This window comes from Cupriavidus sp. DF5525, assembly GCF_040149425.2.
GTDB classification, from domain to species: Bacteria; Pseudomonadota; Gammaproteobacteria; order Burkholderiales; family Burkholderiaceae; genus Cupriavidus; species Cupriavidus pickettii_A.
The window spans coordinates 364,370-390,790 of sequence record NZ_CP168265.1 but is presented as its reverse complement, the minus strand read 5'-3'; the positions used below and the strand labels follow the sequence as shown (position 1 = coordinate 390,790).

Here is a 26,421-nt window from a genome sequence, read left to right as displayed (position 1 = left end):
TATGTATCCCGCTGCGGCGACGATACGTTGGGCAACAGAAACAGCCACCAGCCGCAACATCCGCGATACATCGCTCCTTTGAAATACGTGCCGTAGCCCGACGGCTTCCGTCGGCGATGGTCCATCACGCAAGGAGCAAAACCATGTTCAGTCATGTAGCGGTCGGCACCAACGACCTCGAACGCGCCAAGAAATTCTACGATGCCGTGCTGGGTGCGCTCGGCTATGGCGAAGGGGTACTGCGCCCCAAGGGCGACTATGTCTACGCCTCCGACAGCGGCCTTTTCATCGTGACGCCGCCGGTCGACGGGAAGCCGGCCACGCATGCCAACGGTGGCACCGTCGGCTTTGCCTGCCAGTCGGCCGAGCAGATCGAGCGCTGGCACGCCGCCGGCCTGGCCAATGGCGGCACATCGGTCGAGGATCCGCCCGGCATCCGCAACACCCCTGCCGGGGCGTTGTATCTCGCCTACATGCGCGATCCGGATGGCAACAAGCTGTGCGCGTTGCATCGCATGCCGGCCTGACACCATGCGAGCTGTGTCCCATTCCGCGAAAACTGGCAGAAATTCAGGGGTAATCGGGTGCTATCATCAGCCGGCACCGGCCGCCTCGGCCGCGAACCATCAAATGACGCAAGAGGAATGGGGCATTCGCAATCGCAGAAGCAGCAGACGCATGAGCGCATCGTGGAGGTTGCCGCGCGGCGTTTATGCGAGCATGGCCTGGAAGGGCTGAGCATCGCCAACCTGATGAAGGAGGTTGGCCTGACGCACGGGGGCTTTTACAAGCATTTCGAATCCCGCGACGAACTGGTCGCCGAAGCCCTTGCCTCTGCTTTCGCAAGCACCCAGGCACGCTCGGCCGCGCGAGCCACCTTCGAGGCGATGGTGTCGGCGTACCTGAGCAAGAGGCACCGCGACTCTCCGGGCAACGGCTGCGCCGTTGCGGCGGTGGTCAACGACATGGGCCGCGCCAACGAGGAGGCGCGCGCGCTATATACCGAGCAGGTACGCAAGAGCCTGGGAACTATCGGCGGGCTGCTGGCCGCGGCTGCCGATGCTGGCCACGATGCCGGAGCGATCGTCGCCCTGAGCACCATGGTCGGCGCGCTTGGCCTGGCTCGGGCGGTGGATGATCCAGCGCTGTCGGGAAAGATACTGGCCTCGGTACAGGAATTCCTGCTCGCGCAGTTCGATTCGGCGTCCGCCACGGACGACTAAGCAGGTCCCCTAAGGGCCGCGTCTGCGCTTCAGCATTCCGTCGGCCCCTCCTCTCACGAAGATCCCCGGCGCGCTTCATGCGCATACCTCATTGATCCCGCACGATTGATTCGCGCGAAAGGATGATGATTGACATCCATTTAGATGTCAATCATCATCCTCGACGGCCGCGGCGCACGACGTTCGCGCGCCCGCATAAGAGTCGTACATCGATCATGCGTTTCACAAAAAGAAAAAGAGGGGTCAAAACATGAAGTTCCTTGCTCAATGCCGCGCGCCTGGCAGCGCGGCATCCCGCGCCGTGCGCGCGTCGGTCTCGATGCTGGCTGCAATACTGCTGGCAACCGCCTGCGGTGGTGGTGGCGGTGACAGTGCTTCGACACCGCCACCACCACCACCCGTGCAGGAGCCGCTGGCCTATACGCCATTGTTCGCGGCCGATACGCCGCTGATGGAGCAGATCCAGTACCGCGAACCTGACGGCACGCTGGTCACGCTGATGGGCTCGCGCCCGACCGAGCGCCACGCACGCGAACGCGGCGAGCCGTGGGACGCCCCCGATGCGGGTCCGGGCCGTTACCTGACCTTCCCCACCTTCTACTTCCAGAACCGCACCTTCGGCCTCGAGATCCGCGACCATGTGCCGGCCGGGCGCCAGCGCATCGAGATTTATCTGCGGGTGAACCAGGGCATCTTCGACGGCACCACCTTCAGCCTGTTCCGCAATGTGCTCGATCCCAACGTGCGCGACTACGGCTGGGCGCTGAACTTCGGGTTCAACAATCCGAAGGAAGGCGGCCTGCCGATCTGCCGCGAGGGGCAGCCGCGCGAGGATTGCATGATGGTGGTCGATTCCAACTGGCGTACCGATCCGCACAGTACGCTGAAGATCGGCGACAGGATCGAGCTGGCGCCGGCACCCAGGCTCAAGCGCGATCCGGTGGTCGATGGCGGCGGCAGCCGCTACTACTCGTTCGAGCAGCTCTACGTCGTGGGCGTCGGCATGCGGCCGTGGTACGGCATCGTCCCGAACCTGGACTCCGAGGTCCTGCCTGACGAGACGCTGCTCGGCGGCCAGGCCAGCATCTCGTACAACTACTCGGAAGAACCGATGCGGGTGTTCCAGCAGATGGCGAACAATATCGGCATCGCCAACACCCAGCGCTTTGTCGAGGGCCGGCGCCTGTTCCACACCTCGTTCCTGGACGGCACGCACTCGGAACACGATGTCGACAACCCGAAATTCACCGCGCACATCGGCCAGCTCGGCCCACGCTACAACCAGCCGCGCTGTATCGAGTGCCATACCAACAATGGCCGCAGCGTGGCCGCGGGCATCGGCGCCAAGCTCGATACGCTTTCGTTCCTGACCGCCACGGCCGACGGCAAGGCCGATCCCGTCTACGGCCACAACGTGCAGCAGCACGCGCAGGATCCCGCTGCGCCTGCCTATGACGTGACCGTGCAGTCGTACGAGACCACGGTGCGCACCTTGCCCGATGGCGAGAAGGTGGAACTGGTCAAGCCGGTCTATGCGTTCAAGGGACCGGTGCCGGCGCGCTTCTCGACGCGCCAGGCGCCGCAGGTGATCGGCATGGGCCTGCTCGAGGCCGTTGCCGAGCCCACCATCCTGGCGCTGGCCGACCCGAACGATGCCAATGGCGACGGCGTGCGGGGCATCCCGAACTGGGTCGTCGATCCGGAGACTGGCAAGACCCACCTTGGGCGCTTCGGCTGGAAGGCCTCGAAGGGAAGCCTCAGGCAACAGGTCGCGGACGCGCTGCTGAAGGACATGGGCGTGACCTCTCCGGTCTTCCCGGACCGGGGTTGCCAGCGTGGCGCACCGGATTGCCGCGGCTCGACCGCGCCCACCGCGGTCAATGAAACCGAGCTGCAGCGCCTGTCGCACTACCTGTCGCTGATCGGCGTGCCGGCCCAGCGCAGCCTGCGCAGCGGCTTCCCGGATGGCATCCGGGTGTCGCCGGAGCATGACGTGAATCCCGCGCAGATCGCGCGCGGCAGCGAGCTGTTCGCGCAAGTCCGGTGCGTGGCCTGCCACACCCCGACCATGAAAACGGGCAACACGCACCCGTTTGCCGAACTGCGCGAACAGACCATCCATCCGTACAGCGACCTGCTGCTGCACGACATGGGCCCCGGCCTGGCCGACTCCCTCAGCGAGGGGCGCGCCTATCCGAGCCAATGGCGTACCGCGCCGCTGTGGGGCATCGGCTCGCTGCGCTTCGTCCAGGGCGGCGACCAGAACGTGCGCCTGCTCCACGACGGCCGCGCGCGCAACCTGCTGGAAGCGATCCTGTGGCACGGTGGCGAGGCAACGGACAGCCGGACGCGCTTTGAAGCGCTGCCGAAGGCTGACCGCAATGCCATCGCGGCGTTCCTGCAGTCGCTGTAATCCCGGGTGCCTGCCCGCTCTCCGGAGCGGGCAGGCGTGCACAAGCGTGACGGCTGGTCTCGCAGACCGATCCCATTCCTGAATTACAAATGAGCGTGCGCAAACGTATTGGCCACTGCCTGCTGGCAGTGATGATGGCATTCGCACTCGCCGCGTGCGGCGGTGGCGGGGAAGACAACACCACGAAGAATGGCAACGACAGCAATGGAGGCACGCCACCGGTCATGGCGCCCACCACGCCCCCTGCTTCGACACCGGCGACCGGCAAGAGCGCCAAGCGAGGCATCGCCTACGATCTCGCCAGCGCGGCCGACTTTGCCGCCCTGGCCCCCGGCGTTTCATGGTGGTACAACTGGGCCTCGCAGCCGAACGGCGCGGCGCCTGCCGATGCCAGGTCCGCCTACGGCATGGACTACATTCCCATGCTCTGGAACGACAACTTCGACGCCGTCGCCGTCGAGGCTTACCTGCTTGCCCGTCCGGGTATCCGGTACCTGCTGCTGATGAATGAGCCGAACCTGCTCGACCAGGCCAATCTCTCGCCGGCCGCCGCCGCCGCCGCATGGCCCCGCTACGAGAGCATCGCCGCTCGCACCGGCGTGAAACTGGTTGGCCCCGCGATCACATGGGGAACGATGCCAGGCTATGAAGACCCGGTAGCGTGGCTGGATGCGTTCTACGCTGCGTATCGTGCCGCCAACGGCAACCGCGACCCACGCATCGATTACCTCGCCTTCCACTGGTACGACTATGGCCTCGGCGGCCAGCTCGATCGCCTGGCCAAGTACGGCAAGCCGTTCTGGGTCACGGAGTTTGCCAACTGGCACGCAGGCAACGACGGCGCGCAGATCGACACGCTGGACAAGCAGAAGCGGCAGATGCAGGAGATGGTGGCGACGTGCGAACAGCGCGCTGACGTGTTCCGGTACGCGTGGTTCACGGGCAGGTGGAGCCATGACGTCCATTTCACCAGCCTGCTGGCCGCCGATGGAGCACTGACGGAGCTTGGGCGGTATTACCTCAGTCTGCCGTACTGAGCGGGGGAGCGCTGCACAACCGCTCTCCGCAGCGGTTGCACGTCACCCCCGCGATTTACTTGTGCTGCATCTCTACGACAGTCGGTTTTCCGTCGACGCTGTCGAAGGTTGCCGATACCGCATCGCCCTCCTTGAAGTTCTTCAGCGAAGCGCGGTCCTTGACCGGAAATGCCATGGTCATCGGGCCCATTCCGAGGTTGGCGATAGGACCATGCTTCAGCGTGACCTTGCCGGCCTGCACATCGATCTTCCTGATCTCGGCCGCCACGGGTTGCGGCGCCGGTTGCGAGGAGGCGGACGGCTTCATGTCCATGCCGCCCATCGAGCCCGCCGCGAATGCGGCCGGCATGGTGGCGAAAGCCAGTACGAATGCGAGAGTCTTGGCGGATTTCATTGCGGTTTCCGTTGAAGTGAAGGATGGGTGGAACCAGAAGGCGTTGTGATGTGGCGCCGACGTAGCAGCAGGTACACCGCCGGCACCACGAACAACGAAAGCAAAGGCGCCGTAAGCATGCCGCCGACCATCGGCGCTGCAATACGCTGCATGACCTCCGAGCCGGTGCCATGCGACCACATGATCGGCAGCAGGCCGGCAAGGATGACGGCGACGGTCATGGCCTTGGGGCGCACGCGCAGCACTGCGCCTTCCTGGATGGCGTCAAGCAGCGCGGACAGGCTGGCGTCGCCCCGAGCCTCGCGCGCGGTCCATGCCTGCTTCAGGTAGAGGAGCATGATGACGCCGAATTCCGCCGCCACGCCTGCCAGCGCGATAAAGCCGACCACGCCGGCAACCGACAGGTTGTAGCCGAGCAGGTAAAGCAGCCAGAAGCCGCCGATCAGCGCCAGCGGCAGCGTGCCCATGATCAGCAGCGCTTCATCGAGACGGCCGAACACCAGGTAAAGCAGCACGAAGATGATCAGCAGCGTGAACGGCACCACCACCTTCAGCCTGGCGGCTGCCCGCTCCAGGTATTCGAACTGCCCCGACCAACTCACTGAGTAGCCGGCCGGCATCGGGACCACCCTGGCGACGGCGGCCTGCATATCGTGGACGGCCGAACGCAGGTCGCGCCCGCGGATGTCGACGTACACCCAGCCGGACAGGCGGGCGTTCTCGCTGCGCAGCATCGGCGGCCCCTGCACCACCTGGATGCGCGCCACGTCGGACAGCACGATCTGCTGGCCCCTGTCGGTGACGATGGGCAGGCTGCGCAATTGCTCCACCGAATCGCGGTAATCGCGCGGATAGCGGACATTGATGGGGAAGCGCGCCAGGCCGTCGACCACCTCGCCCACATTGTCGCCGCCGATGGCCGACGAGACCACGCTCTGCACGTCCGCGATATTGAGGCCGTACCTGGCGGCTGCCAGCCGGTCGATATCGATGTCGACGTAGCGCCCGCCCGCCAGGCGCTCGGCCAGCGCCGACGTGACGCCCGGCACGGTCTTGACGGCCTCCTCGATGCGCGTCGCCAGGCGGTCGATCTCCCTCAGGTCGGCGCCCGCCACCTTGATCCCGACTGGGCTCTTGATGCCGGTGGCCAGCATGTCGATCCGGTTGCGGATCGGCGGCACCCAGATATTGGACAAACCCGGCACCTTCACCACGCGGTCGAGTTCCTCCACCAGCTTGTCGGTGGTCATGCCGGCACGCCACTGGTCGCGCGGCTTGAACTGGATGGTGGTCTCGAACATCTCCAGTGGCGCCGGATCGGTCGCGGTATCGGCGCGGCCTGCCTTGCCGAATACGGTTGCCACCTCCGGCACGGTCCTGATCAGGCGATCGGTCTGTTGCAGCAACTGCGCCGCTTTGCCGGCGGATAGCCCCGGCAACGCCGACGGCATATAGAGCAAGTCGCCCTCGTCGAGCGGCGGCATGAACTCGCCGCCGATTCGCATGGCCGGCCACGCCGTCGCGGCTAGCAGCACCGCGGCGATCGCCAGGGTGGTCTTGGGCCAGGCCAGCACCCGCGCCAGCACCGGGCGATAGGCGCGGATCAGCCATCGGCTCAACGGATTGGACTGCTCCGACGGAATCCGGCCGCGGATCAGGTAGCCCATCAGCACCGGGACCAGCGTTACCGACAGGCCTGCCGCCGCCGCCATTGAATAGGTCTTGGTAAAGGCCAGCGGCGAGAACAACCGGCCCTCCTGCGCCTCCAGCGTAAATACCGGGATAAACGACAGCGTGATGATCAGCAGCGAGAAGAACAGCGCCGGTCCCACCTCGGCCGCCGCTTGCCCGATCACGCTCCAGCGCTCGCTGCCCGTCAGCTTGCGGCCGGGTTGGTCCGTATGCCAGTGCTCCAGGTGCTTGTGCGCGTTCTCGATCATGACGACCGCGGCATCGACCATGGCACCGATGGCAATGGCGATGCCGCCCAGTGACATGATGTTGGCGTTGATGCCCTGGTAGCGCATCACCAGGAAGGCCGCCAGCACACCCAGCGGCAGCGAGACGATGGCCACCAGCGCGGAACGCAGGTGGAACAGGAACAGCAGGCAGACCAGCGCGACAACGATGAACTCTTCGACCAGCTTGTGGGTCAGGTTTTGCACCGCGCGGTGTATCAGCGCGGAGCGGTCGTAGGTGCTCACGATCTGCACGCCGGCCGGCAGGCTCTTCTGCAGCGTGGCGAGCCTGGCCTTGACCGCCTCGATGGTTTCCAGCGCGTTCTTGCCCGAGCGCATCACGATGACGCCGCCGGCAACCTCGCCCTGGCCATCGAGTTCGGCGATGCCGCGCCGCGTCTCCGGACCGAGCTGCACGGTAGCGACATCGCCCAGCCGCACCGGAATCCCGGCGTCGCTGGTCACCAGCGGGATCTGCCGGAAGTCGTCGAGCGTCTTCAGGTAGCCGCTGGCGCGGACCATGTACTCGGCCTCGCCCATTTCCAGCACCGACCCGCCGGCTTCCTGGTTGGCGCCTTTGAGCGCAGCCAGCACCTTGCCTTGCGACAGGTTGTAGGCGCGCATCCGGTCCGGCATCAGCACGACCTGGAACTGCTTCACCATGCCGCCGAGCGACGCGACCTCGGCGACGTTGGGCAGCGATTTGAGCTCGAAGCGCAGGAACCAGTCCTGCAGTGCGCGCAACTGGCCGAGGTCATGCTGGCCGGTCTTGTCCACCAGCGCGTACTCGTAGATCCAGCCGACGCCGGTGGCGTCGGGCCCCAGCGCCGGCCTGGCCGCCGCGGGCAGGCGGGATTGCACCTGGTTCAGGTATTCCAGCACGCGCGAGCGCGCCCAGTACAGGTCGGTGCCATCCTCGAACAGCACGTAGACAAAGGAATCGCCGAAGAAAGAATAGCCTCGCACCGTCCTGGCGCCGGGTACCGACATCATCGTGGTGGTCAGCGGATACGTGACCTGGTTCTCGACGATCTGCGGCGCCTGGCCGGGAAACGGCGTGCGGATGATGACCTGCACGTCGGACAGGTCAGGCAGGGCGTCGAGCGGCGTGCTGCGCACGGCCCACAGGCCCCATGCGGTCAGCAGGACCGTGGCCAGCAGCACGAGGAAGCGGTGGCGAATCGAGGCCAGGATCAGGCGCGCGATCATTGCCGGCTCCCTTGGGCGCTGGCTGCCGGCTCGACCGACGACAGCCTGGCCACGCCATCGTTGTCGAGATGAAAGCGGAAGCGGATGTTGTCGCCTGCCTTCAGTCCGTTGGGCAGGCCCGTTGGTGGCGCGGCGAAGTCCATGGTCATCGCGCCCCACTGTGCCGACGGAATCGGACCGTGCGAGATCGTGACGCTCTCGGCGCCGTTCACGGCTTCGATGCGGCCGGTGCCTTCATGCTCGGCGGCCGGCACGGCCGGCGCCGCAGGCGCGGTCGACATGCGTGCGGCGGTGCCGCGCAGGCTGGCTTCAGAGTCGAGCAGGAACTGGCCGGACGTGACCACTTTCTGCCCCGGCTTCAGTCCGTCCAGCACCTCGACCATGCCCTCGGCCTCTTGGCCGGTCTTGATTTCGGTCGCGACAAAGCCCGCCTTGCCTGCATCCACCATGACGATGTTGCGCTGCCCTGTGCGAATGACCGACTCCGCCGGGATCAGCAGCGCGTCCTTTCCGGCGCCGCTGTCAAAGCTGACCGTCACGAACATCCCCGGCAACAGCTGCCTGCCCTTGTTGGGCAGGACAATGCGGGCCCTGACCGTTCGTGTCGCCGGATTGACGTCGGGGAGGATGGCGTCGACCTTGCCGGCGATGGCATCGGCCGCGCCGCCCGGCTGTACCCTGGCCCCGACGCCAGGGCGGATCGCGCCGGCCTGCCCCGACGGGATCTCGGCAATCACCCACACCTGGCTGAGGTCGGCCAGGCGGAAGAGGGTCATGCCAGGCGAGACGGTCATGCCCTCGCGCACCCCCACCTCGGTCACGAGCCCATCGACCGGGCTCACGACGGCAAGATTGGGCTGCAGCTTGCCCGAGGACTCCACCGCGCGGACCTGGTCCGGCGTCATGCCCGCCTGCAGCATGCGGGCCCTTGCGGCACCGCGCAGGTCGCCAGAATGCTCGCCCGCCGCCATGCGCGAGACGGCAAGAAACTCCTCCTGGGCCGCGACCCAGTCGGGCGAATACAAGGTCGCCAGCGGCTGGCCCCGCCGGACGGGGTCGAGGGTGGCCCTGACCGCAACCTGTTGGACGAAGGCGTTGGTGCGCGCCTGGATCACGCGCACGCTGCGCTCGTCGATGGCGACATTGCCGGGCGCCTGGAGCACGGCGCCCAGCCGCCCGGACTTGACCTCGGCCGTGCGAATACCCAGGTTCTGGGCGACGTGGCTGTCCACCGTGACACCACTCCCGCCGCCATCACCGTCCGCGTAGACCGGCACCAGCTGCATGTCCATGAATGGGGACTTGCCCGGTTTGTCGAAGCGCTGGCCGGGCACCATGGGATCGTGCCAGTACAGGATCTTCTTGCCGGTTCGGGGGTCGGTGTCGCCGGCTTTAAGGGCGGATTCCGCACCGGGCACGGCCGACGTCTGCGCGGACTGCGTTCCCCGTGCAAGCCCGAGCCGGTAGGCGCCGTAGAGAGCGGCGCAGACGACAAACAGCCCGGCCATCGCTGCAATGGCGTGCTTTTTCATTTGGCTTCCTTCATGGCGGGCTCGGTCTGCGCGGTGGGCAGCGGCACCAGGTAGTTCAGGTCGGCCCACAGCTTCGCGGTCTTTGCCTCGAGCAGCAGGCGATCCATGGCGGTATCGATGGCGCGATGGTTCGCTTCGGCGACGGCCAGCAGCGGGCCCGTGTTGGCCCGGTAGGCCGTCAGCGCCGCCTCCGCCTGCGCGCGGGCGAGCGGCAAGGTCTTGTCGTCGTAGCGTCGCAGGCGCTCAAGGTTGCGCTGCAGTTCGGCAAGCCGGGCGCCGACCATGGCCTGGGTATTGCGCCGGATCACTTCCAGCCTGGCCCGCGCTTCGCCTGCCTGCGCCAGCCGCGCCGATATATCCCGGTCCTGGCGATTGCCCTGGTCCCACGGCACCGGGAAGCTGACATTGAGCGATCCCATATTGGAGTAGGCCGAGCCGCGCTGGCTGTACATCAGCTCGACCGTCACATCGGGCCTGGCGGCTTGCCTGGCCAGCTGGATCTCCGATTCCGCCAGGGCCACGTCGCGCTGCGCAGCCGAGAGTTCGGGCACGGCCTCGAATTCGCCCTGCGCCAGTTGCAAGGCGCCCTGCGGCACGTCGAGCAGCGGCCGGTCCGATAGCGGCCGCCGGGCCGCGGCGCCGATCCAGCGTTCCAGGTTGAGCGTGGCGGTAGCCAGGGCGGCCCGGTTCTCGTCCTCGCGGTCATGCAGTTTCTGGATTTCCAGCTCCATCGCCAGTACGTCCGCGCGCGAGCCGCGCCCGCCCCGGTAGGCAGCAGTGGCCGCCTGCACCGCCAGTTCAAGCGGCTGGCTGTGATGGCCGAGCAGGACGCCGGCCTGTTCGGCATACCAGCGGTCGAGCCAGGCACTTACGGCATTGCGCTGCACGTTGGCCAGTCCGACTGCGCGCTGCGCCTCGGCGGCGGCGGCTTCCGCTTCGAAACGCGCCGCTTTGGCGCGACGCTTGTCCGCGCGCGTGAATTCCTGTGTCACGCTGACGGAGCGCATGGTCATGGAGTCTCGGCTCAGCGAGAACTGGTCAGAGCCGTTGACAGGAACATTGTTGATCCCGAGCTTGAGCACGGGGTCCGGCAGCTGGCCGGCGGCGACCGCCATTTGCACGGCGGCCTCGACGGCGCCGCGCGAGGATTCGGCGTCGCCTGCATGACCGCTCGCGATCGCAACGGTTTCCGCGAGGGACAGCGAAGATTGCGCGGGGGCGCCCTGCGGCGCGGCCAGGCCGACAGCAGGCGCGCTAAGCAGCGCCACGGTCAGGTGACGTAGAAAATGCATAAAGCCTCCGGGAGCGACAACTGCCGCCCGCACGGGAAGCGGGCAGCACCAGGTGACGTCGAACCGGAGGCTAAGTCTGGAAACTGCAGTGAAGGATGTTGAGCGGTGGCGGACCGCGTGCCTCCGCCTTGGCGTGCAGAGCGACGCGTACCTCCGCGAGCTCCACGGGCGTCGGCTCAATGACGCGCATCAGTACCGGCATGAAGGCCGGAAGTTGCGGCGATACATGATCGGCACTCTTGGAATCGGCCTGGCAGTGCGCCAGGCAAAGACCACTCTGGTCGATACGCTTGTTGTCCTCACTCGCGGCCATGTCGGGACACGACTCGGTCATTGCCGCCATCGCGCCGCTGCTCGCCATCTGGTAGCGGCTTCCGGCGCAGGCGTACGCCGCCGCTGCCAGTTGGACTGCCAGGAAGACAACGAGGAGGACGCCGGCGAACCATGGCCGCCGGCAGGCGGAATAACGCAAGCTTTGCAGTGCCGTGGGCGAGATAGTCGCAAGCATACTGTCTTTTGCGGGCGTTGCAACCCGGCTGCGTGGCAGGCCGTGGCACCTCTGGCTGCAAGGCTTCATCGCCAACGGGCCGCTCGTTCTCTTACTGGCCCTGCGCCCCGCGATACCGCGGCAGAGGCGCTGCCTCCCTGTCATCACGATGTCTTGGTCGCCGTGTACGTTGCCGCGTCAAAATGTCACAGGCATCGTCAGCCGGGGCATTTTTCCCATATCTATTCTTCTACATTTCCATTATTGTGGAATAATGGAAGAAAACGATGTCGCACAGGGCGACCCAGATGGTCAGGTAGCGTTCGAAGAAGCCAATGGCGGGCTTGGTCGAAATGGGGGCGTGGGTGGTGGCGTTTTGATTCATGAGTTCCGGCGCCTTCAGTTCTTCGCGATCGCGTTGAGCGCGTCCTGCAGTTCGGCGTTGCTCATGGTTTCCAGCGGCAACGCCAGCAATTGCAGCATGCGGTAGCCAATGGCCTCGCGCGTCAGTTCGAAAACCGCAAGCTGGGTGTCGCGCACTGCGTGGCGGGCCCATCGTCGCTGATCGGCGCCAGCAACTTCTCGAGCTGGCCGTGGCGACGGCGATCAGCCTGTTCGGCTTCAAGTCGGGGGCAGCGCTCGCGACGGTGGTCGGCGTGCTGATTGAAGTGCCGGTCATGCTGCTGTTCGTCAGCATCGTCAATCGGACCCAATCCTGGTATGAAGCGGGGTCGAAGGCCTGACGCTTGCCCCCAGGCAAACAACAAGAACTGCTTAACGCCCGGCCCTGGTCCCGGGCGTTTTTTGTTTCCGCCCAAGGAGGGCCCGGTATGCGCAGCGCCATCGATGGCAGGCAAGTGACCGCCTCACCCGCACCGCCGGTACGGCTAGCCGTGGTTGTGCCTGCGTTGGGCATTGCGCAGATTGCCTCGTGGGGCAGCCTCTACTATGCGTTTGCGGTGTTGTCCGGGCCGATCCAGGCTGAACTGCAGATCGATCAGCCGGTTCTCTTCGGGGCGTTCACGCTGGCACTGCTGGTGTCCGCGCTGACAGCGCCCCGGTGCGATCGACCGCTTTGGCGGCAAGCGCATCCTGTGCGCCGGTTCCCTCCTCGCCGCGCTGGCACTGGGGACGCTGGCGATGGCGCTGGCGCCGCTGTGCTATGCCTTTGTGGCGTCGAGCGGCGCGCCTTTCGTATGGCGGGTGTTGGCGCTGTCAGCGCTGGCAAGTCTGTCGCTGGTGTTGCTGATTGCGGCGACCCGATCAGGGATGTCGCGCAGGTGCCGCCTGTCCCGACCGCAACCAGGCTACGGCAGCGCCGGCTGGCCTGCGTCGGCGATCGTAGTGCTCAGGCCGTCTGGGACGAGACGCGGCGCCGCTTTGCAACTTCCGGCTTGCATTCCACCTTCGCCACGCCGCAGCCCTCAGGACTGCCCTCGCAGCAATGCTCCATCAGGAAGGCAATGAGTTCGTTCATCTTGTCGAACTGTGCCCGGTAAATCACGAACTTCCCTTCCTGGGTGCTCTTGATCAGACCGGCGTGGACCAGTTCTTTCAGATGGAAAGACAGCGTGGCGGGCGGCACGCCTAACGCTTCGCCGATCCGGCCCGCGCTGACGCCTTCCAGGCCGGCCTGCACCAGCAAGCGGAAGATCGCGAGTCGGGAATCCTGGGCAAGTGCAGCCAGCGCTGCGACGGCGGTTTCGTTCTTCATTTGTCGAACTGTAGAGGCATTGGCGCAACCGGCGCAAGCTTGGGCGGGGCAAACCCAGGCGCAAAAAAGCCCGCAAGATTGCGGGCTCGGAGATGAATCCTTGCAAGACCTGCCAGGCAGGGCTCAGAACGGAATATCGTCGTCCATATCCTCGAAGCCATTCGACGGCGCCTGCTGCGGACGGCGCGCACCGCCACTCTGACCACCGCCCTGGCCACCACCCTGGCCGCCACCCTGGCCGCCACCCTGGCCGCCACCCTGGGCGCCACGGCCGCCGCCATAGCCGCTACCGCCGCCGCCCGAGGCTTCACGGCTGTAGCCACCGCCACCAGCGCCGCCGTAGCCACCTTCGTCACCACCGCCGCCGCCACCCTGGCGCGCACCCAGCATCTGCATCTGGTCGGCGACGATTTCCGTCGAGTACTTATCCTGGCCGGACTGGTCCTGCCACTTGCGGGTGCGGATGCGGCCTTCGATATAGACCGACGAGCCCTTGCGCAGGTACTGGCCGGCGATCTCCGCGAGCTTGCCGAAGAAGGCGATGCGGTGCCACTCGGTGGCTTCCTTCATCTCGCCGGACCCCTTTTCCTTGTAGCGGTCGGTGGTCGCCAGGCGGATATTGGTGACGGCGTCGCCGCTGGGCATGTAGCGCGTCTCGGGGTCTGCGCCGAGGTTGCCGACGAGAATGACTTTGTTGACCGATGCCATTTGAATGTTCTCCAAAAGCCACGCGCTGTGTTGAAAAGCGTGGCAATACGATAAGGGTGAAGCTAACTGTAGTGTGACCCGATACTGCGCCAGCGGCTACCGCATCCGGCTGCCTTGCCCGTCACCGCGGCGCCGCCAGGCGCAGCAACGTAAACGAACATCGCGCCCCCGGCCGGACGTCGGGTGGCGCGATCATGCTAGGCCATTTTCAGGCCGGAATTCTTTACGGTTCGATGCGGCTTGGGCCAGCTTCGGGTGCAGATTCAGGCCGCTGCTGCCGGCGCGCCTTCCTGTCCACGGGCCGGCGGCGCCTTCATGCTCCAGGCGATTATAAGCCAGAGCAGCAGCACCGCCGCGCAGCCGACGAACACCGCGCTGCGCCCTTCATGCTTGAGCAGCCAGCCGCCCCCGGCGCCGCCCAGGAACAGGCCCAGCGCCTGCGTGGTGTTGTACACCCCCAGCGCCGCCCCCCGCGCAGCCGCGGCATAGCGCGATACCAGCGACGGCTGCATCGCTTCCAGCACGTTGAACGCGACAAAGAAGAGCAGCAGCACGCCGACGATGGCCCACAGGCCATGCACGGCGGCGAACAGCAGTTGCACCGCCGTCATCAGCGCGACCGCGCCGAGCAGCACCGGACGCACGCGCCCGTAGCGCTCGGCCGCCATCATCGGGCCCAGCATCAGCACGAACGACACCAGCACCACCGGCAGGTAGACCTTCCAGTGCTGGTCCAGCGGCATGCCGGCATCGCTCAGCATGGTCGGCACCACCATGAACATCGCGACCTGCGAGGCATGCAGCGCGAGCACGCCGACGTTCAGCCGCGCCAGGTCGGCATTGAGCAGCACGTGGCGGAACGGCAGGCGCACCGGGTGCGGCGCCGGCGGGCTCGGCACCAGGAACAGCGTCACGGCAATGGCGACCACGCCCAGCACCGACATCAGGCCGAAGATGCCCGACATGCCGATGCTGTGCAGCAGTGGCGAGGCGATCACCAGCGATAGCGCAAAGGTCAGGCCGATGCTGCCGCCGACCATCGCCATGGCCTTGGTGCGATGGCGCTCGCGCGTCAGGTCGGCGATGCAGGCGGTGATAGCCGCGGAAATCGCGCCCATGCCCTGCAGCGCGCGGCCGGCGATGATGCCGGTGAGCGTGTCCGAGAACGCGGCTACCAGCCCGCCCGCGATGAACAACAGCAAGCCGGCCACCATCACCGGCTTGCGCCCGACGCGGTCGGACAGCCAGCCCAGCGGAATGTGCAGGAAGGCCTGCATCAGGCCGTAGATGCCCATGGCCAGGCCCACGCGCTGGGCATCCTGCCCGTCGGGCAGGGTGAGCGCGTATTCGGCAAAGACTGGCAGGATCAGGAACAGGCCCAGCATGCGCAGCGCGAAAATGCTGGCCAGCGACACGCTGGCGCGCAGCTCGGTGCGCGTCATGCGTTCGCGGGCGGGAGCCTGGGATGCGCCGGCAGGGCTCGCATCCGGGGAAGAAGACTGGATCGGCGGCATTGCGATCGGGGTGATCTTGGTGTTCTCGGAATCGGGTCAGCTGAGGATCGGGCTGGCGGCGCGCGGTTGCCTGTTTTGGCCGGCTCGCGGAGGTCGTGGCTCCCGCTTTCGGGGCCGGGCCGGCGGCGGCTGTGCCGGGTTTCCGGTGCAAGCCCTGTCCGGGCGGACAACCGCGGAAACCGAAGTTGGGTATATTAACAGGTTTGCTCCTTCGCGCTTCCCGGGTCACCTGGCCATGCCAGCTGGCCCCCGGCGTGTGCCCGGGCGCGCATTCCGGCCGTCGCCAGCGGTCGGAAGTGCCAATCGAGGCACTTGTTTCTGCCATTCCTTCAGACAACTCTGCCACCTCCGGCGGGGAACGGCCTGTCTGGCGACGACTTTTCGGCATATGGAAGAAATCAAGATCCGTGGGGCGCGTACCCACAACCTGAAGAACATCAATCTCGACCTGCCGCGCAACCGGCTGATCGTGATCACCGGCCTGTCGGGCTCGGGCAAGTCCTCGCTCGCCTTCGACACGCTCTATGCCGAGGGCCAGCGCCGCTACGTGGAGTCGCTGTCCGCCTATGCCCGCCAGTTCCTGCAGCTGATGGAAAAGCCGGACGTGGACCTGATCGAAGGCCTGTCGCCGGCGATCTCGATCGAGCAGAAGGCCACCAGCCACAACCCGCGCTCGACGGTCGGCACCGTCACCGAGATCCACGACTACCTGCGCCTGCTGTATGCCCGCGCCGGCACCCCCTACTGCCCCGACCACAACCTGCCACTGCAGGCGCAGAGCGTGTCGCAGATGGTGGATGCGGCACTGGCGCTGCCGGAGGACACCAAGCTGATGATCCTGGCGCCGGTGGTGGTCGACCGCAAAGGCGAGCATTCGGACCTGTTCGACAGCATGCAGGCGCAGGGCTTCGTGCGCTTTCGCATCCGCTCGGGCGGCGGCACCGCGCACGAGGCCGAGGCCAGGGTCTACGAGGTCGACGCGCTGCCCAAGCTGAAGAAGACCGAGAAGCACAGCATCGACGTGGTGGTCGACCGCGTGAAGGTCCGCGCCGACATCAAGCAGCGCCTGGCCGAATCGTTCGAGACCGCGCTGCGCCTGGCCGATGGCCGCGCGCTGGCGCTGGAGATGGATACCGGCAAGGAGCACACCTTCAGCTCGCGCTTTGCCTGCCCGATCTGCTCGTACTCGCTGCAGGAGCTGGAGCCGCGGCTGTTCTCGTTCAACAACCCGATGGGCGCCTGCCCGAGCTGCGACGGGCTGGGCCAGATCACCTTCTTCGATCCCAAGCGCGTGGTGGCCTTCCCCAACCTGTCGCTGGCCTCGGGCGCGATCAAGGGCTGGGACCGCCGCAACCAGTTCTACTTCCAGATGCTGCAGAGCCTGGCGGCGTACTATGACTTCGACACCGAGACGGCGTTCGAGGAGCTGCCGGAGAACGTGCAGCAGGTGGTGCTGCACGGCTCGGGCGAGCAGGAAATCCCGTTCACTTATATCAACGAACGTGGGCGCACCACCGTGCGCGCGCATGTGTTCGAAGGGATCATCCCCAACCTGGAGCGGCGCTACCGCGAAACCGATTCCGTCGCCGTGCGCGAGGAACTGGCCAAGTACCAGAACAACCAGCCCTGCCCGGCCTGTCACGGCACGCGCCTGCGCACCGAGGCGCGCCACGTCAAGCTGGGCGAGGGCGAGCAGGCGCGCGCGATCTTCGAGATCAACGGCTGGCCGCTGCGCGACGCGCTGACGTACTTCCTGACGCTGGACATGCACGGCGCCAAGCGCGAGATCGGCGACAAGATCATCAAGGAGATCTCCGCGCGGCTGAACTTCCTGAACAACGTCGGGCTGGATTACCTGTCGCTGGAGCGCAGTGCCGATACGCTGTCGGGCGGCGAGGCGCAGCGCATCCGGCTGGCGTCGCAGATCGGCTCGGGCCTGACCGGCGTGATGTACGTGCTGGACGAGCCCTCGATCGGCCTGCACCAGCGCGACAACGACCGCCTGATCGGCACGCTCAAGCACCTGCGAGATATCGGCAACTCGGTGCTGGTGGTCGAGCATGACGAGGACATGATCCGCGCCTGCGACTATGTGGTCGATATCGGCCCGGGTGCCGGCGTGCACGGCGGCATGATCGTGGCCGAGGGCACGCCGCGGCAGATCGAGGAATCGCCGGCATCGCTGACGGGGCAGTACCTGTCGGGCCAGCGCCGCATCGAGGTGCCGAAGAAGCGCTCCGCGCCCGACGACGAACGGCTGCTGCGCATCGTCAACGCCAGTGGCAACAACCTGCGCAACGTCACCGCCGAGGTACCGGTCGGCCTGTTGACCTGCATCACCGGCGTTTCCGGCTCAGGCAAGTCGACGCTGATCAACGACACGCTTTACCACGCGGTGGCGCGCCACCTGTACGGCTCCACGCCGGAACCGGCCGCGCACGACCGTATCGAGGGGCTGGAGCATTTCGACAAGGTCATCAACGTCGACCAGAGCCCGATCGGCCGCACGCCGCGCTCCAACCCGGCCACCTACACCGGCCTGTTCACGCCGATCCGCGAACTGTTCGCCGGCGTGCCGTCGGCCAAGGAGCGCGGCTACGATCCGGGCCGCTTCTCGTTCAACGTCAAGGGCGGGCGCTGCGAGTCCTGCCAGGGCGACGGCGTGCTCAAGGTCGAGATGCACTTCCTGCCCGACGTCTACGTGCCTTGCGACGTCTGCCACGGCAAGCGCTATAACCGCGAGACGCTGGAGGTGCTGTACAAGGGCAAGAACATCTCCGAGGTGCTGGACCTGACCGTCGAACAGGCGCATGAATTCTTCAGCGCGGTGCCGGTGGTGCGGCGCAAGCTGCAGACGCTGCTAGACGTGGGCCTGGGTTATATCCGACTGGGGCAGTCGGCGACCACGCTGTCGGGCGGCGAGGCGCAGCGCGTCAAGCTGTCGCTGGAGCTGTCCAAGCGCGATACCGGGCGCACGCTCTACATCCTGGACGAACCCACCACCGGGTTGCACTTCCACGATATCGAGCTGCTGCTCAAGGTCATCCACAAGCTGCGCGACCAGGGCAATACCGTGGTCATCATCGAGCACAACCTCGATGTCATCAAGACCGCGGACTGGCTGATCGACATGGGCCCGGAAGGCGGTGCGGGCGGTGGGCAGGTGATCGCGCGCGGCACGCCGGAGGATGTCGCCAGGAGCAAGGCCAGCTTTACCGGCAAGTACCTGGCGCCGCTGCTCAAGCGGGCCTGAGTTCAGTCCAGCCCGGCGGCTGGCAGCACGCGCGTGCGCCGCGCGGCGCCGCCGGACTGCAGCTCGATCGCGACGCCGCCGCCGCTGTCCGCGCCGTGCCCGGTCAGCGCGGTGATCACTACCTGGTGCGTGACCAGCAGGTAAGGCCCGCCGCGCGGGTCGAGGCCGTCGATAAAGCGCGACAGCTGCGCGGTCTGTGCTTCGCGGCGCTGCGCATCTGCGCCAAAAAATGAATTGAGCAATGGCTGGACCCGCACCGGACCCAGGTCGATCAGGCGTGCGGTGTCCTGGCAACGGCACCAGGCGCTGCTGTAGACCTGCGTCGGCCGGAAGCCTGCCGCCTTCCAGCTGCTACCGAGCCTGGCCGCCTGCTGCCGGCCATTCACGTCCAGGTTGCGTTGGGTCGAACAGTCGTCCAGTTTGAAACCCGGTGGATCTCCGACTCCCGGCGCACTCGCATGCCGCAGCACGACGACGACATTGGGGCGCTTCAGCTCACTAACGGCGATTTCGCCCTGTGATGCCGGAACGACCTGGGCGGCGGCCACGGATGGCGCCATGGCAAGCCATGCAAGGAAGAGGCGAAGAAGCGGCATCGGCGTCTCCGGTGACGGGCCAGTCCATCCTGTATAGCAGGTACGCGTGCCAGGCAAAGATCGCCCTGCCCGCTTGCATTCACCACCCCGCGCCCTACCATGAACCGGACGACGGCAAGCCGCGCCGCAATTCAGGAGCCAGCCATGGAACTGACGGTCGTACCGGTGACCAAGCCGGAAGCCACCAACTTCATCCTCGGTCAGTCGCACTTCATCAAGACCGTGGAGGACCTGCACGAGGCGCTGGTGGGCACCGTGCCCGGTATCCGCTTCGGGCTGGCGTTCTGCGAGGCCTCGGGCAAGCGCCTGGTGCGGTGGTCGGGAACGGACGAAAGCCTGATTGACCTGGCCTGTGAGAATGCGCGCGCCATCGGCGCGGGGCATAGCTTCCTGATCTTCCTCGGCGACGGTTTCTTTCCGGTGAACGTGCTGCCCGCGGTGCGGGCGGTGCCGGAGGTGTGCAGGATTTTCTGCGCGACGGCCAATCCGACGCAGGTGATCATCGCCGAGACCGATGCCGGGCGTGGCGTGGTTGGCGTCATTGATGGCGCCTCGCCGCTGGGGATCGAAACCGAGGCGGATGTGGCCGAGCGGAAGGCGTTGTTGCGGAAGTTCGGCTACAAGCTCTAGCGCAGCGCTTCGTGCTGCGCCGCCTGCACCCTCGGCACCGGCGGCACGTCGTCTTCCTTCATCCGGCTCCGGTTCAACACCCCAGCCTGCTCCAGCACCGGATATGCCGTCGCACAGAACAGCGAATTCAGCCGCTTCAGCTCGCTGATCACGTCCAGGTGCAGCGAGCTGGTTTCAATGCTCTCCGCGGTCTGCACCGCCACGCGCTGCAGATGGGTGCGCGCGTACTTGCGCTCCAGTTCGCGGAAGTTGGCCTTTTCGGCCATCAGCGCCTGCGCGCTCTTGAGATCGCCGTTGAGGAACACCGACAAACCCAGCCGCAGGTTGGCGACCAGCCGCGCATGCATCTCGGCGATCTCCTGCATGCCCGCCTCGGAGAACATCAGGTTGTGGGCGATCTTCTTGTCCTTGGTATCGAGCAGGATGCGCTCGATGATGTCGCCGGCGTGTTCCAGGTTGATGGTCAGCGAGATGATTTCGGTCCAGCGCTGGCCGTCGCGCTCGTCCAGCGCTTCCAGGCTGATGCGGGTCAGGTAGAGCTTGATCGCGGTATAGAGATCGTCGACCTCGTTGTCGATGCGGCAGGTGGCGGTGGCCAGCTTGGCGTCGTTGGTGCGCAGCACGCGCAGCATGTTGTCGAGCATCTGCTCGACGCGGTCGCCGATGCGCAGCACTTCGCGCGAGGCGTTGGACAGCGCCAGCGTGGGCGTGGACAGCGCGGCGGTGTCGAGATGGCGCGGCGTGACCTGGCTGTCGCCGGTATTGCGTCCGGGCAGCACCTTCTCGCACAGGCGCGCCAGCGGCCCGGTCGCGCCCAGCAACAGCACCGCCAGCGTGACGTTGAAGAGCAGGTGGAAGTTGACGATCAGCCGTTGCGGGTCATGGTCGAGCAGCGCCAGCAGTTCTTCGGCCTGACCCAGCAGCGGCAGCGCGACCAGGCAGCCCAGCAGGCGCGACAGCAGATTGCCCAGCGTCACGCGCTTGCCCGGCTGGTTGTTGCCCGAGGTGGTCAGCAGCGCCGATATGCCCGAGCCCAGGTTGGCGCCCAGCACTAGCGCCAGCGCCACGTGGATCGACACCACGCCGGCCGAGGCCAGCGCGCCGCAGAACAGCACCACGGCCAGGCTGGAATAGCACAGGATGGTCAGGAAGGCACCGATCAGCATGTCGAGCGCGGTGTCGCCGGTCAGCGTGCTGAACAGCACCTTGACGCCGGCGGCCTGGACCACGGGGCGCGTCGCGATGGAGATCAGCTCGAGCGCCAGCGTGATCAGGCCCAGCCCGATCAGCACGCGCCCGACGTGGCCCGGCTTGCTGCCCTTCCAGCTCAGATGGCAGATCACGCCAACGAAGATCAGCAGCGGCGACAGCCACGACAGGTCCAGCGAGAACACCTGCACCATCAGCGCGGTGCCGACGTTGGCGCCGAGCATGATGGCCAGCGCCGGTGCCACGGCGATCAGGCCTTGGCCGACGAAGGAACTGACGATGACCGCGGTGGCGTTGCTGCTCTGGACCAGCCCGGTGACGCCGAGGCCGGCGGCAAAGGCGGTGAAGCGATTGGAGACGCTGGTCGACAGGACGTGGCGCAGGTTGGCGCCGTAGACGCGCAGGATGCCGACCTTGACGATGTTCGTGCCCCAGACAAGGAGGGCCACGCCTGATAACAGGTGAAGGAGTACGCCCATTGTGCGCCTTTGTGTGACCGGTGCCGAAATACTGCCAGGAGGCTCGGCCCGATCATCGTGTCGTTGTCAAGGGCTCATTATGCGCCCGTCACCCGACAGCGGCAACGGAGGGGCCAGGCGCTGCGGGCCGCAGGCAACACACAGGCAACACAAGGCGGGAAGGCCGCAGCGAAGCGCCCGCCGCGGCATCAGGGCGGGACCAGGACAACCTCAGGGCAGCGCGACCTTGATCCCGAGCCCGACGAAGATGGCCCCGGCGGCGCGGTCCAGCCAGCGTCCAGTAGCCGGGCGGCGGCGCAGCCAGGCGCCGAGCCAGCCAGCGCACAGGCCGAACAGCGAGAACACCACCGCGGTCTGCAGCATGAAGACCACGCCCAGCAGCAGGAACTGCAGCCCCGGATGCGCGGCATCGGCGCGCACGAACTGCGGCAGGAACACCAGGAAGAACAGCGTGACCTTGGGGTTCATCACGTTGCCGAGCACGCTCTGGCGGAACACGCGCGCCAGCGGCACCGCATCGACATCGCCGCCCTGCGCCAGCCCGCCCTTGGCGCGCAGCGCCTGGATGCCAATCCAGATCAGGTAGGCTGCGCCCGCGTACTTGATCAGCTGGAACGCCAGCGGCGACGAGCGCAACACCGCCGCCAGCCCGACCGCGGCGATCACGGTATGGAACAGGCAGCCGACCGAGAACCCCAGCGCCGCCACCAGTCCTGCGCGCCGTCCCTGCGCCATGCCGCGCGCCAGCACCTGCAGGTTGTCGGGGCCGGGCGCCACCGTGACGGCGATCGAGGTCAGCAGGAACAGCAACAGGTCTGGCATGGCGTCTCCTTCAGCGCAAAGTCCGGTCTCTCAGTGTCTGAAATTCAATGCCCCTCAAAGCGGCACACCGTGAACAGCGGCAGCCCGCCGTCCTGCAGCAGCCTGGAGCCGCCCAGCTCGGGCAGGTCGACGATGGCAGCGCCTTCCACCACGGTCGCGCCCAGCCGCTCCAGCAGCTTGCGCCCTGCCATCATGGTGCCGCCGGTGGCGATCAGGTCGTCGACCAGCAGCACGCGGTCACCGGCCTTGCAGGCATCGGCATGGATCTCGACGGTGGCGCTGCCGTATTCCAGCTCATACTCCTCGGCCACGGTCTGGAACGGCAGCTTGCCCTTCTTGCGGATCGGCACGAAGCCCAGGTTCAGCTCGTACGCGACGATCGCACCCAGGATAAAGCCGCGCGCGTCGATGCCCGCTACCAGGTCGAGCTGCGCATCCATGTAGCGGTGCACAAAGACGTCGATCAGCACGCGCAGGGTCTTGGGGTTCTGCAACAGCGGGGTGATGTCGCGGAACATCACCCCGGGCGCGGGCCAGTCCGGCACGGTCCTGATGCGGTCGCGCAGGTAGCCGGTGACGTCGCCGAGGTCGGGGGACTGGATGATGGAATCTGCCATAGGAATCTGGAAACGGAACGCGCGCTATGTCGCGCGCCGGTAGGAAAGCTGTTCGCGGTATCGGGCCGCAAGTGACGCCAGCTGCGGTAACCCCTGCGGTAACCCATTACCACCCGCGCCGTGGCACCGGCCAGCACAATGACCCTGCCGGCCGCCGCGCCGGGCTGCCGGGTCCGGCACCTGCCGGACACCCGTAACCATACAGGAGACCGCGATGGCAAAGAAGATTCTGATGCTGGTCGGCGACTACGCCGAAGACTACGAAACCATGGTGCCGTTCCAGGCGCTGCAGATGGTCGGCCATACCGTTGATGCCGTATGCCCCGACAAGAAGGCGGGCGACGCCTGCGCCACCGCCATCCACGATTTCGAGGGGGACCAGACCTACACCGAGAAGCGCGGCCACAACTTCACGCTGAACGCGACCTTTGCCGAGATCGACCCCGCCGCGTATGACGCGCTGGTCATCCCCGGCGGCCGCGCGCCGGAATACCTGCGGCTGAATGCGCGCGTGCTGGAGATCGTGCGCCACTTCGCCCAGGCGGACAAGCCGATCGCCGCGGTCTGCCACGGCGCCCAGCTGCTGGCCGCGGCCGGCGTGCTGGAAGGCAAGACCTGCTCCGCCTACCCCGCCTGCGCGCCGGAAGTAAAGTTGGCCGGCGGCACCTATGCCGAGATCCCGGTCGACCAGGCCCATACCGACGGCAACCTCGTCACCGCCCCGGCCTGGCCGGCGCATCCGGCATGGCTGGCGCAGTTTCTTGCGGTGCTGGGCACGCGGATCGTACATTAGAGCCTTCCGAACGCGGCGCCAGTGCCGGCGTCACGGCAGTGCGCGGCCCATGCGACGGGCGGCGCACCCGCACGCCGGCCGTGCCGCCTGCAGGGGACTTTGATGTGTGAAATATTTATCCGCGCCAACCCGGCCTCTTACCAGAGCCAGGCGCGCTCGCTGCGCCTGCGCGGCGTGGCTACCAGCATCCGGCTGGAAAGCCTCTTCTGGGAAGTGCTGGAAGAACTGGCGCGGCGCGACGGCATGACCGTCAACCAGCTGATCACCCGCCTGCATGACGAGCTGAGCGCCCATCGCGGCGCCGAGGCCGTCGCCGGCAATTTCTCGTCCTTTCTGCGAGTGTGCTGCCTGCGCTACCTGATGTTGCAAGGCGAAGGCCGCATCCCCGCCGACCCCGCCGTGCCGATCCGCTCGCTGGACGCGCGCGCGGTGCTCGACAATCTGCCTGAGTCCTGGGCGGAAACGCGTCCGCATTGATACCGGCGGGCGGCTGTCTCAACCGTTCAGGATGCGCGTTTCGGCCGCTTCCAGCGCTTCAGGCGGGCCGCGCAGCACGACGATATCGCCCGGCTCCAGCACGGTCTCGGGCTCGGGGTCGAAGGCGCGGATGCCGCGCCGGCGCACCGCGGTCACCTCTACGCCGATGCGCTCCAGGCCCAGCACGCCCAGGCGCCGCCCGACCGCGGTGGACTGCGGCCCGAGCGATACCGAATGCAGCCGCACCGAATCGCGCTCGACCATGTCGTCGTCATCGTCGCGGCCATGGAAGTAGCCGCGCAGCAGGCTGTAGCGCGCGTCGCGCGCCTCCTGCACGCCGCGCACCACGCGGCGCATCGGCACACCCAGCAGCACCAGCGCGTGCGAGGCCAGCATCAGGCTGCCTTCGATGATTTCGGGCACCACCTCGGTGGCGCCGGCCTTCTGCAGCGTGTCCAGTTCGGAATCGTCGACGGTGCGCACGATCACCGGCAGCGCCGGCGCCAGTTCCTGCACGTGGTGCAGCACCTTGAGCGCCGACGGCGTGTTGGCGTAGGTGACGATCAGCGCGGCGGCGCGGTGGATGCCGGCGGCGATCAGCGCCTCACGCCTGCCGGCATCGCCGTAGACCACGGTATCGCCGGCGGCGGCGGCCTCGCGCACGCGGTCGGGGTCGAGGTCGAGCGCGACGTAGGTGATGCCCTCCCGCTCGAGCATATGCGCCAGGTTCTGCCCGCTGCGGCCGAAGCCGCAGATGATCGCGTGCTTCTCGGTCTGCAGGCTCTGCGCGGCGATGCGCGTCATGTTCAGCGACTGCATCAGCCATTCGTTGGCGGCAAAGCGCAGCACCACGGCGTCGCTGTACTGGATCAGGAAGGGCGCCGCCAGCATCGACAGCAGCATCGACGCCAGGATCACCTGGATCAGCACCGGGTCGACCAGGTTGAGCCCGTCGATCTGGTTCAGCAGCACGAAGCCAAACTCGCCCGCCTGCGCCAGCCCGAGCCCGGTGCGGATGGCCACGCCCTGGCGCGAGCCAAAGAGCCGCGCCAGCACCGTGATCAGCACCAGCTTGAACACCACCGGCACCACCAGCAGCGCCAGCACCAGCCACAGGTGGTCGAGCACCACGCGGATATTGAGCAGCATGCCGATGGTGACGAAGAACAGGCCCAGCAGCACGTCGCGGAACGGCTTGATGTCTTCTTCCACCTGGTGGCGGTACGGCGTCTCGGAGATCAGCATGCCGGCCATGAACGCGCCCAGCGCCATCGACAGCCCGAGCCGCTCGGTCAGCGCCGCCATGCCCAGCGTGACCAGCAGCAGGTTCAGCATGAACAGTTCCTGCGAGCGGCGCGCTGCCACCACATGGAACCACCGGCTCATCAGGCGCTGGCCGAGGAAGAAGATCACGCTCAGTGCGACCACGATCTTGACCGTGGCCAGGGCCAGGGCCTTCACCAGGTCGCCCGGGTCCTGCGACAGCGCCGGGATCACGATCAGCAGCGGCACCACGGCCAGGTCCTGGAACAGCAGGATGCTGATGATGTTGCGGCCGTGCTCGCTTTCCAGCTCCATGCGCTCGGACAGCATCTTGGACACGATCGCCGTGGAGGACATCGCCAGCGCCCCGCCCAGCGCCACCGAGGCCTGCCACGACAGCGCAAACAGCCAGTTGAAGGCCCAGCTCGCCGCCACCACCGCCAGCATCGACAGCACCACCTGCGAGCCGCCCAGCCCGAACACCAGGCGCTTCATCGAGCGCAGCTTGCTCAGGCTGAACTCCAGGCCGATCGAGAACATCAGGAAGACCACGCCGAATTCGGCCAGGTACTTGGTCTGCGCGGTGTCGCTGGCCAGTCCGAGCGCATGCGGGCCAATCAGGATGCCCACGGCGAGGTAGCCGAGCATTGGCGGCAACTGCAGCATACGGAAAGCGACCACGCCGAATACGGCAGCGGCCAGCAGCACCAGGGTCAGTTCCAGCGGAGAATGCATCAGGCGTGTTTCAGGCGGTCGGGCGGTCAGGCAGTCAGGCGATAGGGAAGCCAGGCTAGCGGGGTG

Annotated in this window: 22 protein-coding genes and 2 pseudogenes; 9 read left to right on the top strand and 15 right to left on the bottom strand. The window is 66.7% G+C overall.

Going from position 1 to position 26,421, the window contains the following annotated elements; all coding sequences use genetic code 11:
- Nucleotides 1-143: 143 nt before the first annotated feature.
- The 4 genes from ABNX08_RS01940 (at nucleotide 144) to ABNX08_RS01925 (ending at nucleotide 4,673) form a co-directional block, all read left to right on the top strand.
- Nucleotides 144-527: a VOC family protein gene (locus tag ABNX08_RS01940; RefSeq protein ID WP_022533485.1), complete on the top strand. Its 384-nt coding sequence runs from the start codon at nucleotides 144-146 to the stop codon at nucleotides 525-527.
- Between the two features lie 117 nt (nucleotides 528-644).
- Nucleotides 645-1,223 carry a TetR/AcrR family transcriptional regulator gene (locus ABNX08_RS01935; RefSeq protein ID WP_349605455.1) on the top strand — a complete coding sequence of 193 codons (579 nt, stop codon included), beginning with the start codon at nucleotides 645-647 and terminating at the stop codon, nucleotides 1,221-1,223.
- Nucleotides 1,224-1,473: 250 nt separating this feature from the next.
- Nucleotides 1,474-3,636 (top strand): di-heme oxidoredictase family protein, encoded by a 2,163-nt coding sequence (locus tag ABNX08_RS01930; RefSeq protein WP_349605453.1) that lies wholly within the window; start codon nucleotides 1,474-1,476, stop codon nucleotides 3,634-3,636.
- Nucleotides 3,637-3,725: 89 nt separating this feature from the next.
- Entirely contained in the window at nucleotides 3,726-4,673 is a 948-nt protein-coding gene (locus ABNX08_RS01925; RefSeq protein WP_041680930.1) for a glycosyl hydrolase, read from the top strand.
- Nucleotides 4,674-4,728: 55 nt separating this feature from the next.
- On the opposite strand, the gene ABNX08_RS01920 is transcribed toward ABNX08_RS01925, so the two are convergent.
- The 7 genes and pseudogenes from ABNX08_RS01920 to ABNX08_RS01890 all read right to left on the bottom strand — a co-directional run.
- Nucleotides 4,729-5,067: a copper-binding protein gene (locus ABNX08_RS01920; RefSeq protein WP_022533481.1), complete on the bottom strand. Its 339-nt coding sequence runs from the start codon at nucleotides 5,065-5,067 to the stop codon at nucleotides 4,729-4,731.
- Nucleotides 5,064-8,234, bottom strand: coding sequence for an efflux RND transporter permease subunit (locus tag ABNX08_RS01915; protein WP_022533480.1), 3,171 nt, complete (start codon nucleotides 8,232-8,234; stop codon nucleotides 5,064-5,066). Before ABNX08_RS01915 ends, ABNX08_RS01920 begins: the two co-directional genes overlap by 4 nt.
- On the bottom strand, nucleotides 8,231-9,766 hold the full coding sequence (locus ABNX08_RS01910) for an efflux RND transporter periplasmic adaptor subunit (protein ID WP_022533479.1): 1,536 nt from the start codon (nucleotides 9,764-9,766) through the stop codon (nucleotides 8,231-8,233). The genes ABNX08_RS01915 and ABNX08_RS01910 overlap by 4 nt, the downstream gene beginning before the upstream one ends.
- Nucleotides 9,763-11,058 carry a TolC family protein gene (locus ABNX08_RS01905; protein WP_022533478.1) on the bottom strand — a complete coding sequence of 432 codons (1,296 nt, stop codon included), beginning with the start codon at nucleotides 11,056-11,058 and terminating at the stop codon, nucleotides 9,763-9,765. The genes ABNX08_RS01910 and ABNX08_RS01905 overlap by 4 nt, the downstream gene beginning before the upstream one ends.
- A gap of 70 nt (nucleotides 11,059-11,128) precedes the next feature.
- Complete coding sequence (locus ABNX08_RS01900; RefSeq protein ID WP_051369673.1) at nucleotides 11,129-11,566, bottom strand: hypothetical protein; 438 nt, start codon at nucleotides 11,564-11,566, stop codon at nucleotides 11,129-11,131.
- Between the two features lie 229 nt (nucleotides 11,567-11,795).
- A complete protein-coding gene (locus ABNX08_RS01895) occupies nucleotides 11,796-11,930 on the bottom strand; it encodes a hypothetical protein (protein ID WP_022533476.1) in 135 nt (44 codons plus the stop codon).
- Nucleotides 11,931-11,944: 14 nt separating this feature from the next.
- Nucleotides 11,945-12,061: pseudogene (locus tag ABNX08_RS01890) on the bottom strand (arsenate reductase ArsC); the annotation flags it as partial.
- On the opposite strand from ABNX08_RS01890, the pseudogene ABNX08_RS01885 reads away from it, so the two are divergent.
- A pseudogene (locus tag ABNX08_RS01885) lies at nucleotides 12,062-12,288 on the top strand (arsenic resistance protein); the annotation flags it as partial.
- Nucleotides 12,289-12,893: 605 nt separating this feature from the next.
- Here the strand turns inward: ABNX08_RS01885 and ABNX08_RS01880 are convergent.
- From ABNX08_RS01880 to ABNX08_RS01870, 3 genes are all read right to left on the bottom strand, one after another.
- Nucleotides 12,894-13,259 (bottom strand): helix-turn-helix transcriptional regulator, encoded by a 366-nt coding sequence (locus ABNX08_RS01880; protein WP_022533473.1) that lies wholly within the window; start codon nucleotides 13,257-13,259, stop codon nucleotides 12,894-12,896.
- A 123-nt stretch (nucleotides 13,260-13,382) separates the two neighbouring features.
- Nucleotides 13,383-13,967: a single-stranded DNA-binding protein gene (locus ABNX08_RS01875; protein ID WP_349605451.1), complete on the bottom strand. Its 585-nt coding sequence runs from the start codon at nucleotides 13,965-13,967 to the stop codon at nucleotides 13,383-13,385.
- A gap of 263 nt (nucleotides 13,968-14,230) precedes the next feature.
- Nucleotides 14,231-15,481, bottom strand: a complete 1,251-nt coding sequence (locus tag ABNX08_RS01870; RefSeq protein WP_022533471.1) for an MFS transporter — start codon at nucleotides 15,479-15,481, stop codon at nucleotides 14,231-14,233.
- A gap of 388 nt (nucleotides 15,482-15,869) precedes the next feature.
- On the opposite strand from ABNX08_RS01870, the gene uvrA reads away from it, so the two are divergent.
- The gene (gene uvrA / locus ABNX08_RS01865) at nucleotides 15,870-18,734 is read left to right on the top strand and encodes an excinuclease ABC subunit UvrA (RefSeq protein WP_022533470.1); all 2,865 of its coding nucleotides are present in this window, start codon (nucleotides 15,870-15,872) and stop codon (nucleotides 18,732-18,734) included.
- A gap of 2 nt (nucleotides 18,735-18,736) precedes the next feature.
- Here the strand turns inward: uvrA and ABNX08_RS01860 are convergent, their stop codons facing one another.
- Entirely contained in the window at nucleotides 18,737-19,330 is a 594-nt protein-coding gene (locus tag ABNX08_RS01860) for a histidine phosphatase family protein (RefSeq protein ID WP_022533469.1), read from the bottom strand.
- 144 nt (nucleotides 19,331-19,474) lie between these two features.
- On the opposite strand from ABNX08_RS01860, the gene ABNX08_RS01855 reads away from it, so the two are divergent.
- Nucleotides 19,475-19,960, top strand: a complete 486-nt coding sequence (locus ABNX08_RS01855) for an adenosine-specific kinase (RefSeq protein WP_022533468.1) — start codon at nucleotides 19,475-19,477, stop codon at nucleotides 19,958-19,960.
- Here the strand turns inward: ABNX08_RS01855 and ABNX08_RS01850 are convergent.
- From ABNX08_RS01850 to ABNX08_RS01840, 3 genes are all read right to left on the bottom strand, one after another.
- Nucleotides 19,957-21,648: a Na/Pi cotransporter family protein gene (locus tag ABNX08_RS01850; RefSeq protein WP_022533467.1), complete on the bottom strand. Its 1,692-nt coding sequence runs from the start codon at nucleotides 21,646-21,648 to the stop codon at nucleotides 19,957-19,959. The two genes, ABNX08_RS01855 and ABNX08_RS01850, sit on opposite strands and share 4 nt — an antisense overlap.
- A 210-nt stretch (nucleotides 21,649-21,858) precedes the next feature.
- Nucleotides 21,859-22,470 (bottom strand): LysE family translocator, encoded by a 612-nt coding sequence (locus tag ABNX08_RS01845; RefSeq protein ID WP_022533466.1) that lies wholly within the window; start codon nucleotides 22,468-22,470, stop codon nucleotides 21,859-21,861.
- 44 nt (nucleotides 22,471-22,514) lie between these two features.
- Nucleotides 22,515-23,087 carry an adenine phosphoribosyltransferase gene (locus ABNX08_RS01840; protein ID WP_022533465.1) on the bottom strand — a complete coding sequence of 191 codons (573 nt, stop codon included), beginning with the start codon at nucleotides 23,085-23,087 and terminating at the stop codon, nucleotides 22,515-22,517.
- A gap of 214 nt (nucleotides 23,088-23,301) precedes the next feature.
- On the opposite strand from ABNX08_RS01840, the gene ABNX08_RS01835 reads away from it, so the two are divergent.
- Nucleotides 23,302-23,880: a DJ-1/PfpI family protein gene (locus ABNX08_RS01835; protein WP_022533464.1), complete on the top strand. Its 579-nt coding sequence runs from the start codon at nucleotides 23,302-23,304 to the stop codon at nucleotides 23,878-23,880.
- A 102-nt stretch (nucleotides 23,881-23,982) separates the two neighbouring features.
- Complete coding sequence (locus ABNX08_RS01830) at nucleotides 23,983-24,357, top strand: ribbon-helix-helix domain-containing protein (RefSeq protein WP_022533463.1); 375 nt, start codon at nucleotides 23,983-23,985, stop codon at nucleotides 24,355-24,357.
- An 18-nt stretch (nucleotides 24,358-24,375) separates the two neighbouring features.
- On the opposite strand, the gene ABNX08_RS01825 is transcribed toward ABNX08_RS01830, so the two are convergent.
- On the bottom strand, nucleotides 24,376-26,355 hold the full coding sequence (locus ABNX08_RS01825; RefSeq protein ID WP_349605447.1) for a monovalent cation:proton antiporter-2 (CPA2) family protein: 1,980 nt from the start codon (nucleotides 26,353-26,355) through the stop codon (nucleotides 24,376-24,378).
- Nucleotides 26,356-26,421 lie beyond the last annotated feature (66 nt).

Bases quoted from the DNA above. Each gene is read 5' to 3' on its own strand.
- ABNX08_RS01940 (WP_022533485.1), top strand. From the start codon at position 144: ATGTTCAGTCATGTAGCGGTCGGCACCAACGACCTCGAACGCGCCAAG.
- ABNX08_RS01935 (WP_349605455.1), top strand. From the start codon at position 645: ATGGGGCATTCGCAATCGCAGAAGCAGCAGACGCATGAGCGCATCGTG.
- ABNX08_RS01930 (WP_349605453.1), top strand. From the start codon at position 1,474: ATGAAGTTCCTTGCTCAATGCCGCGCGCCTGGCAGCGCGGCATCCCGC.
- ABNX08_RS01925 (WP_041680930.1), top strand. From the start codon at position 3,726: ATGAGCGTGCGCAAACGTATTGGCCACTGCCTGCTGGCAGTGATGATG.
- ABNX08_RS01920 (WP_022533481.1), bottom strand. From the start codon at position 5,067: ATGAAATCCGCCAAGACTCTCGCATTCGTACTGGCTTTCGCCACCATG.
- ABNX08_RS01915 (WP_022533480.1), bottom strand. From the start codon at position 8,234: ATGATCGCGCGCCTGATCCTGGCCTCGATTCGCCACCGCTTCCTCGTG.
- ABNX08_RS01910 (WP_022533479.1), bottom strand. From the start codon at position 9,766: ATGAAAAAGCACGCCATTGCAGCGATGGCCGGGCTGTTTGTCGTCTGC.
- ABNX08_RS01905 (WP_022533478.1), bottom strand. From the start codon at position 11,058: ATGCATTTTCTACGTCACCTGACCGTGGCGCTGCTTAGCGCGCCTGCT.
- ABNX08_RS01900 (WP_051369673.1), bottom strand. From the start codon at position 11,566: ATGCTTGCGACTATCTCGCCCACGGCACTGCAAAGCTTGCGTTATTCC.
- ABNX08_RS01895 (WP_022533476.1), bottom strand. From the start codon at position 11,930: ATGAATCAAAACGCCACCACCCACGCCCCCATTTCGACCAAGCCCGCC.
- ABNX08_RS01880 (WP_022533473.1), bottom strand. From the start codon at position 13,259: ATGAAGAACGAAACCGCCGTCGCAGCGCTGGCTGCACTTGCCCAGGAT.
- ABNX08_RS01875 (WP_349605451.1), bottom strand. From the start codon at position 13,967: ATGGCATCGGTCAACAAAGTCATTCTCGTCGGCAACCTCGGCGCAGAC.
- ABNX08_RS01870 (WP_022533471.1), bottom strand. From the start codon at position 15,481: ATGCCGCCGATCCAGTCTTCTTCCCCGGATGCGAGCCCTGCCGGCGCA.
- uvrA (WP_022533470.1), top strand. From the start codon at position 15,870: ATGGAAGAAATCAAGATCCGTGGGGCGCGTACCCACAACCTGAAGAAC.
- ABNX08_RS01860 (WP_022533469.1), bottom strand. From the start codon at position 19,330: ATGCCGCTTCTTCGCCTCTTCCTTGCATGGCTTGCCATGGCGCCATCC.
- ABNX08_RS01855 (WP_022533468.1), top strand. From the start codon at position 19,475: ATGGAACTGACGGTCGTACCGGTGACCAAGCCGGAAGCCACCAACTTC.
- ABNX08_RS01850 (WP_022533467.1), bottom strand. From the start codon at position 21,648: ATGGGCGTACTCCTTCACCTGTTATCAGGCGTGGCCCTCCTTGTCTGG.
- ABNX08_RS01845 (WP_022533466.1), bottom strand. From the start codon at position 22,470: ATGCCAGACCTGTTGCTGTTCCTGCTGACCTCGATCGCCGTCACGGTG.
- ABNX08_RS01840 (WP_022533465.1), bottom strand. From the start codon at position 23,087: ATGGCAGATTCCATCATCCAGTCCCCCGACCTCGGCGACGTCACCGGC.
- ABNX08_RS01835 (WP_022533464.1), top strand. From the start codon at position 23,302: ATGGCAAAGAAGATTCTGATGCTGGTCGGCGACTACGCCGAAGACTAC.
- ABNX08_RS01830 (WP_022533463.1), top strand. From the start codon at position 23,983: ATGTGTGAAATATTTATCCGCGCCAACCCGGCCTCTTACCAGAGCCAG.
- ABNX08_RS01825 (WP_349605447.1), bottom strand. From the start codon at position 26,355: ATGCATTCTCCGCTGGAACTGACCCTGGTGCTGCTGGCCGCTGCCGTA.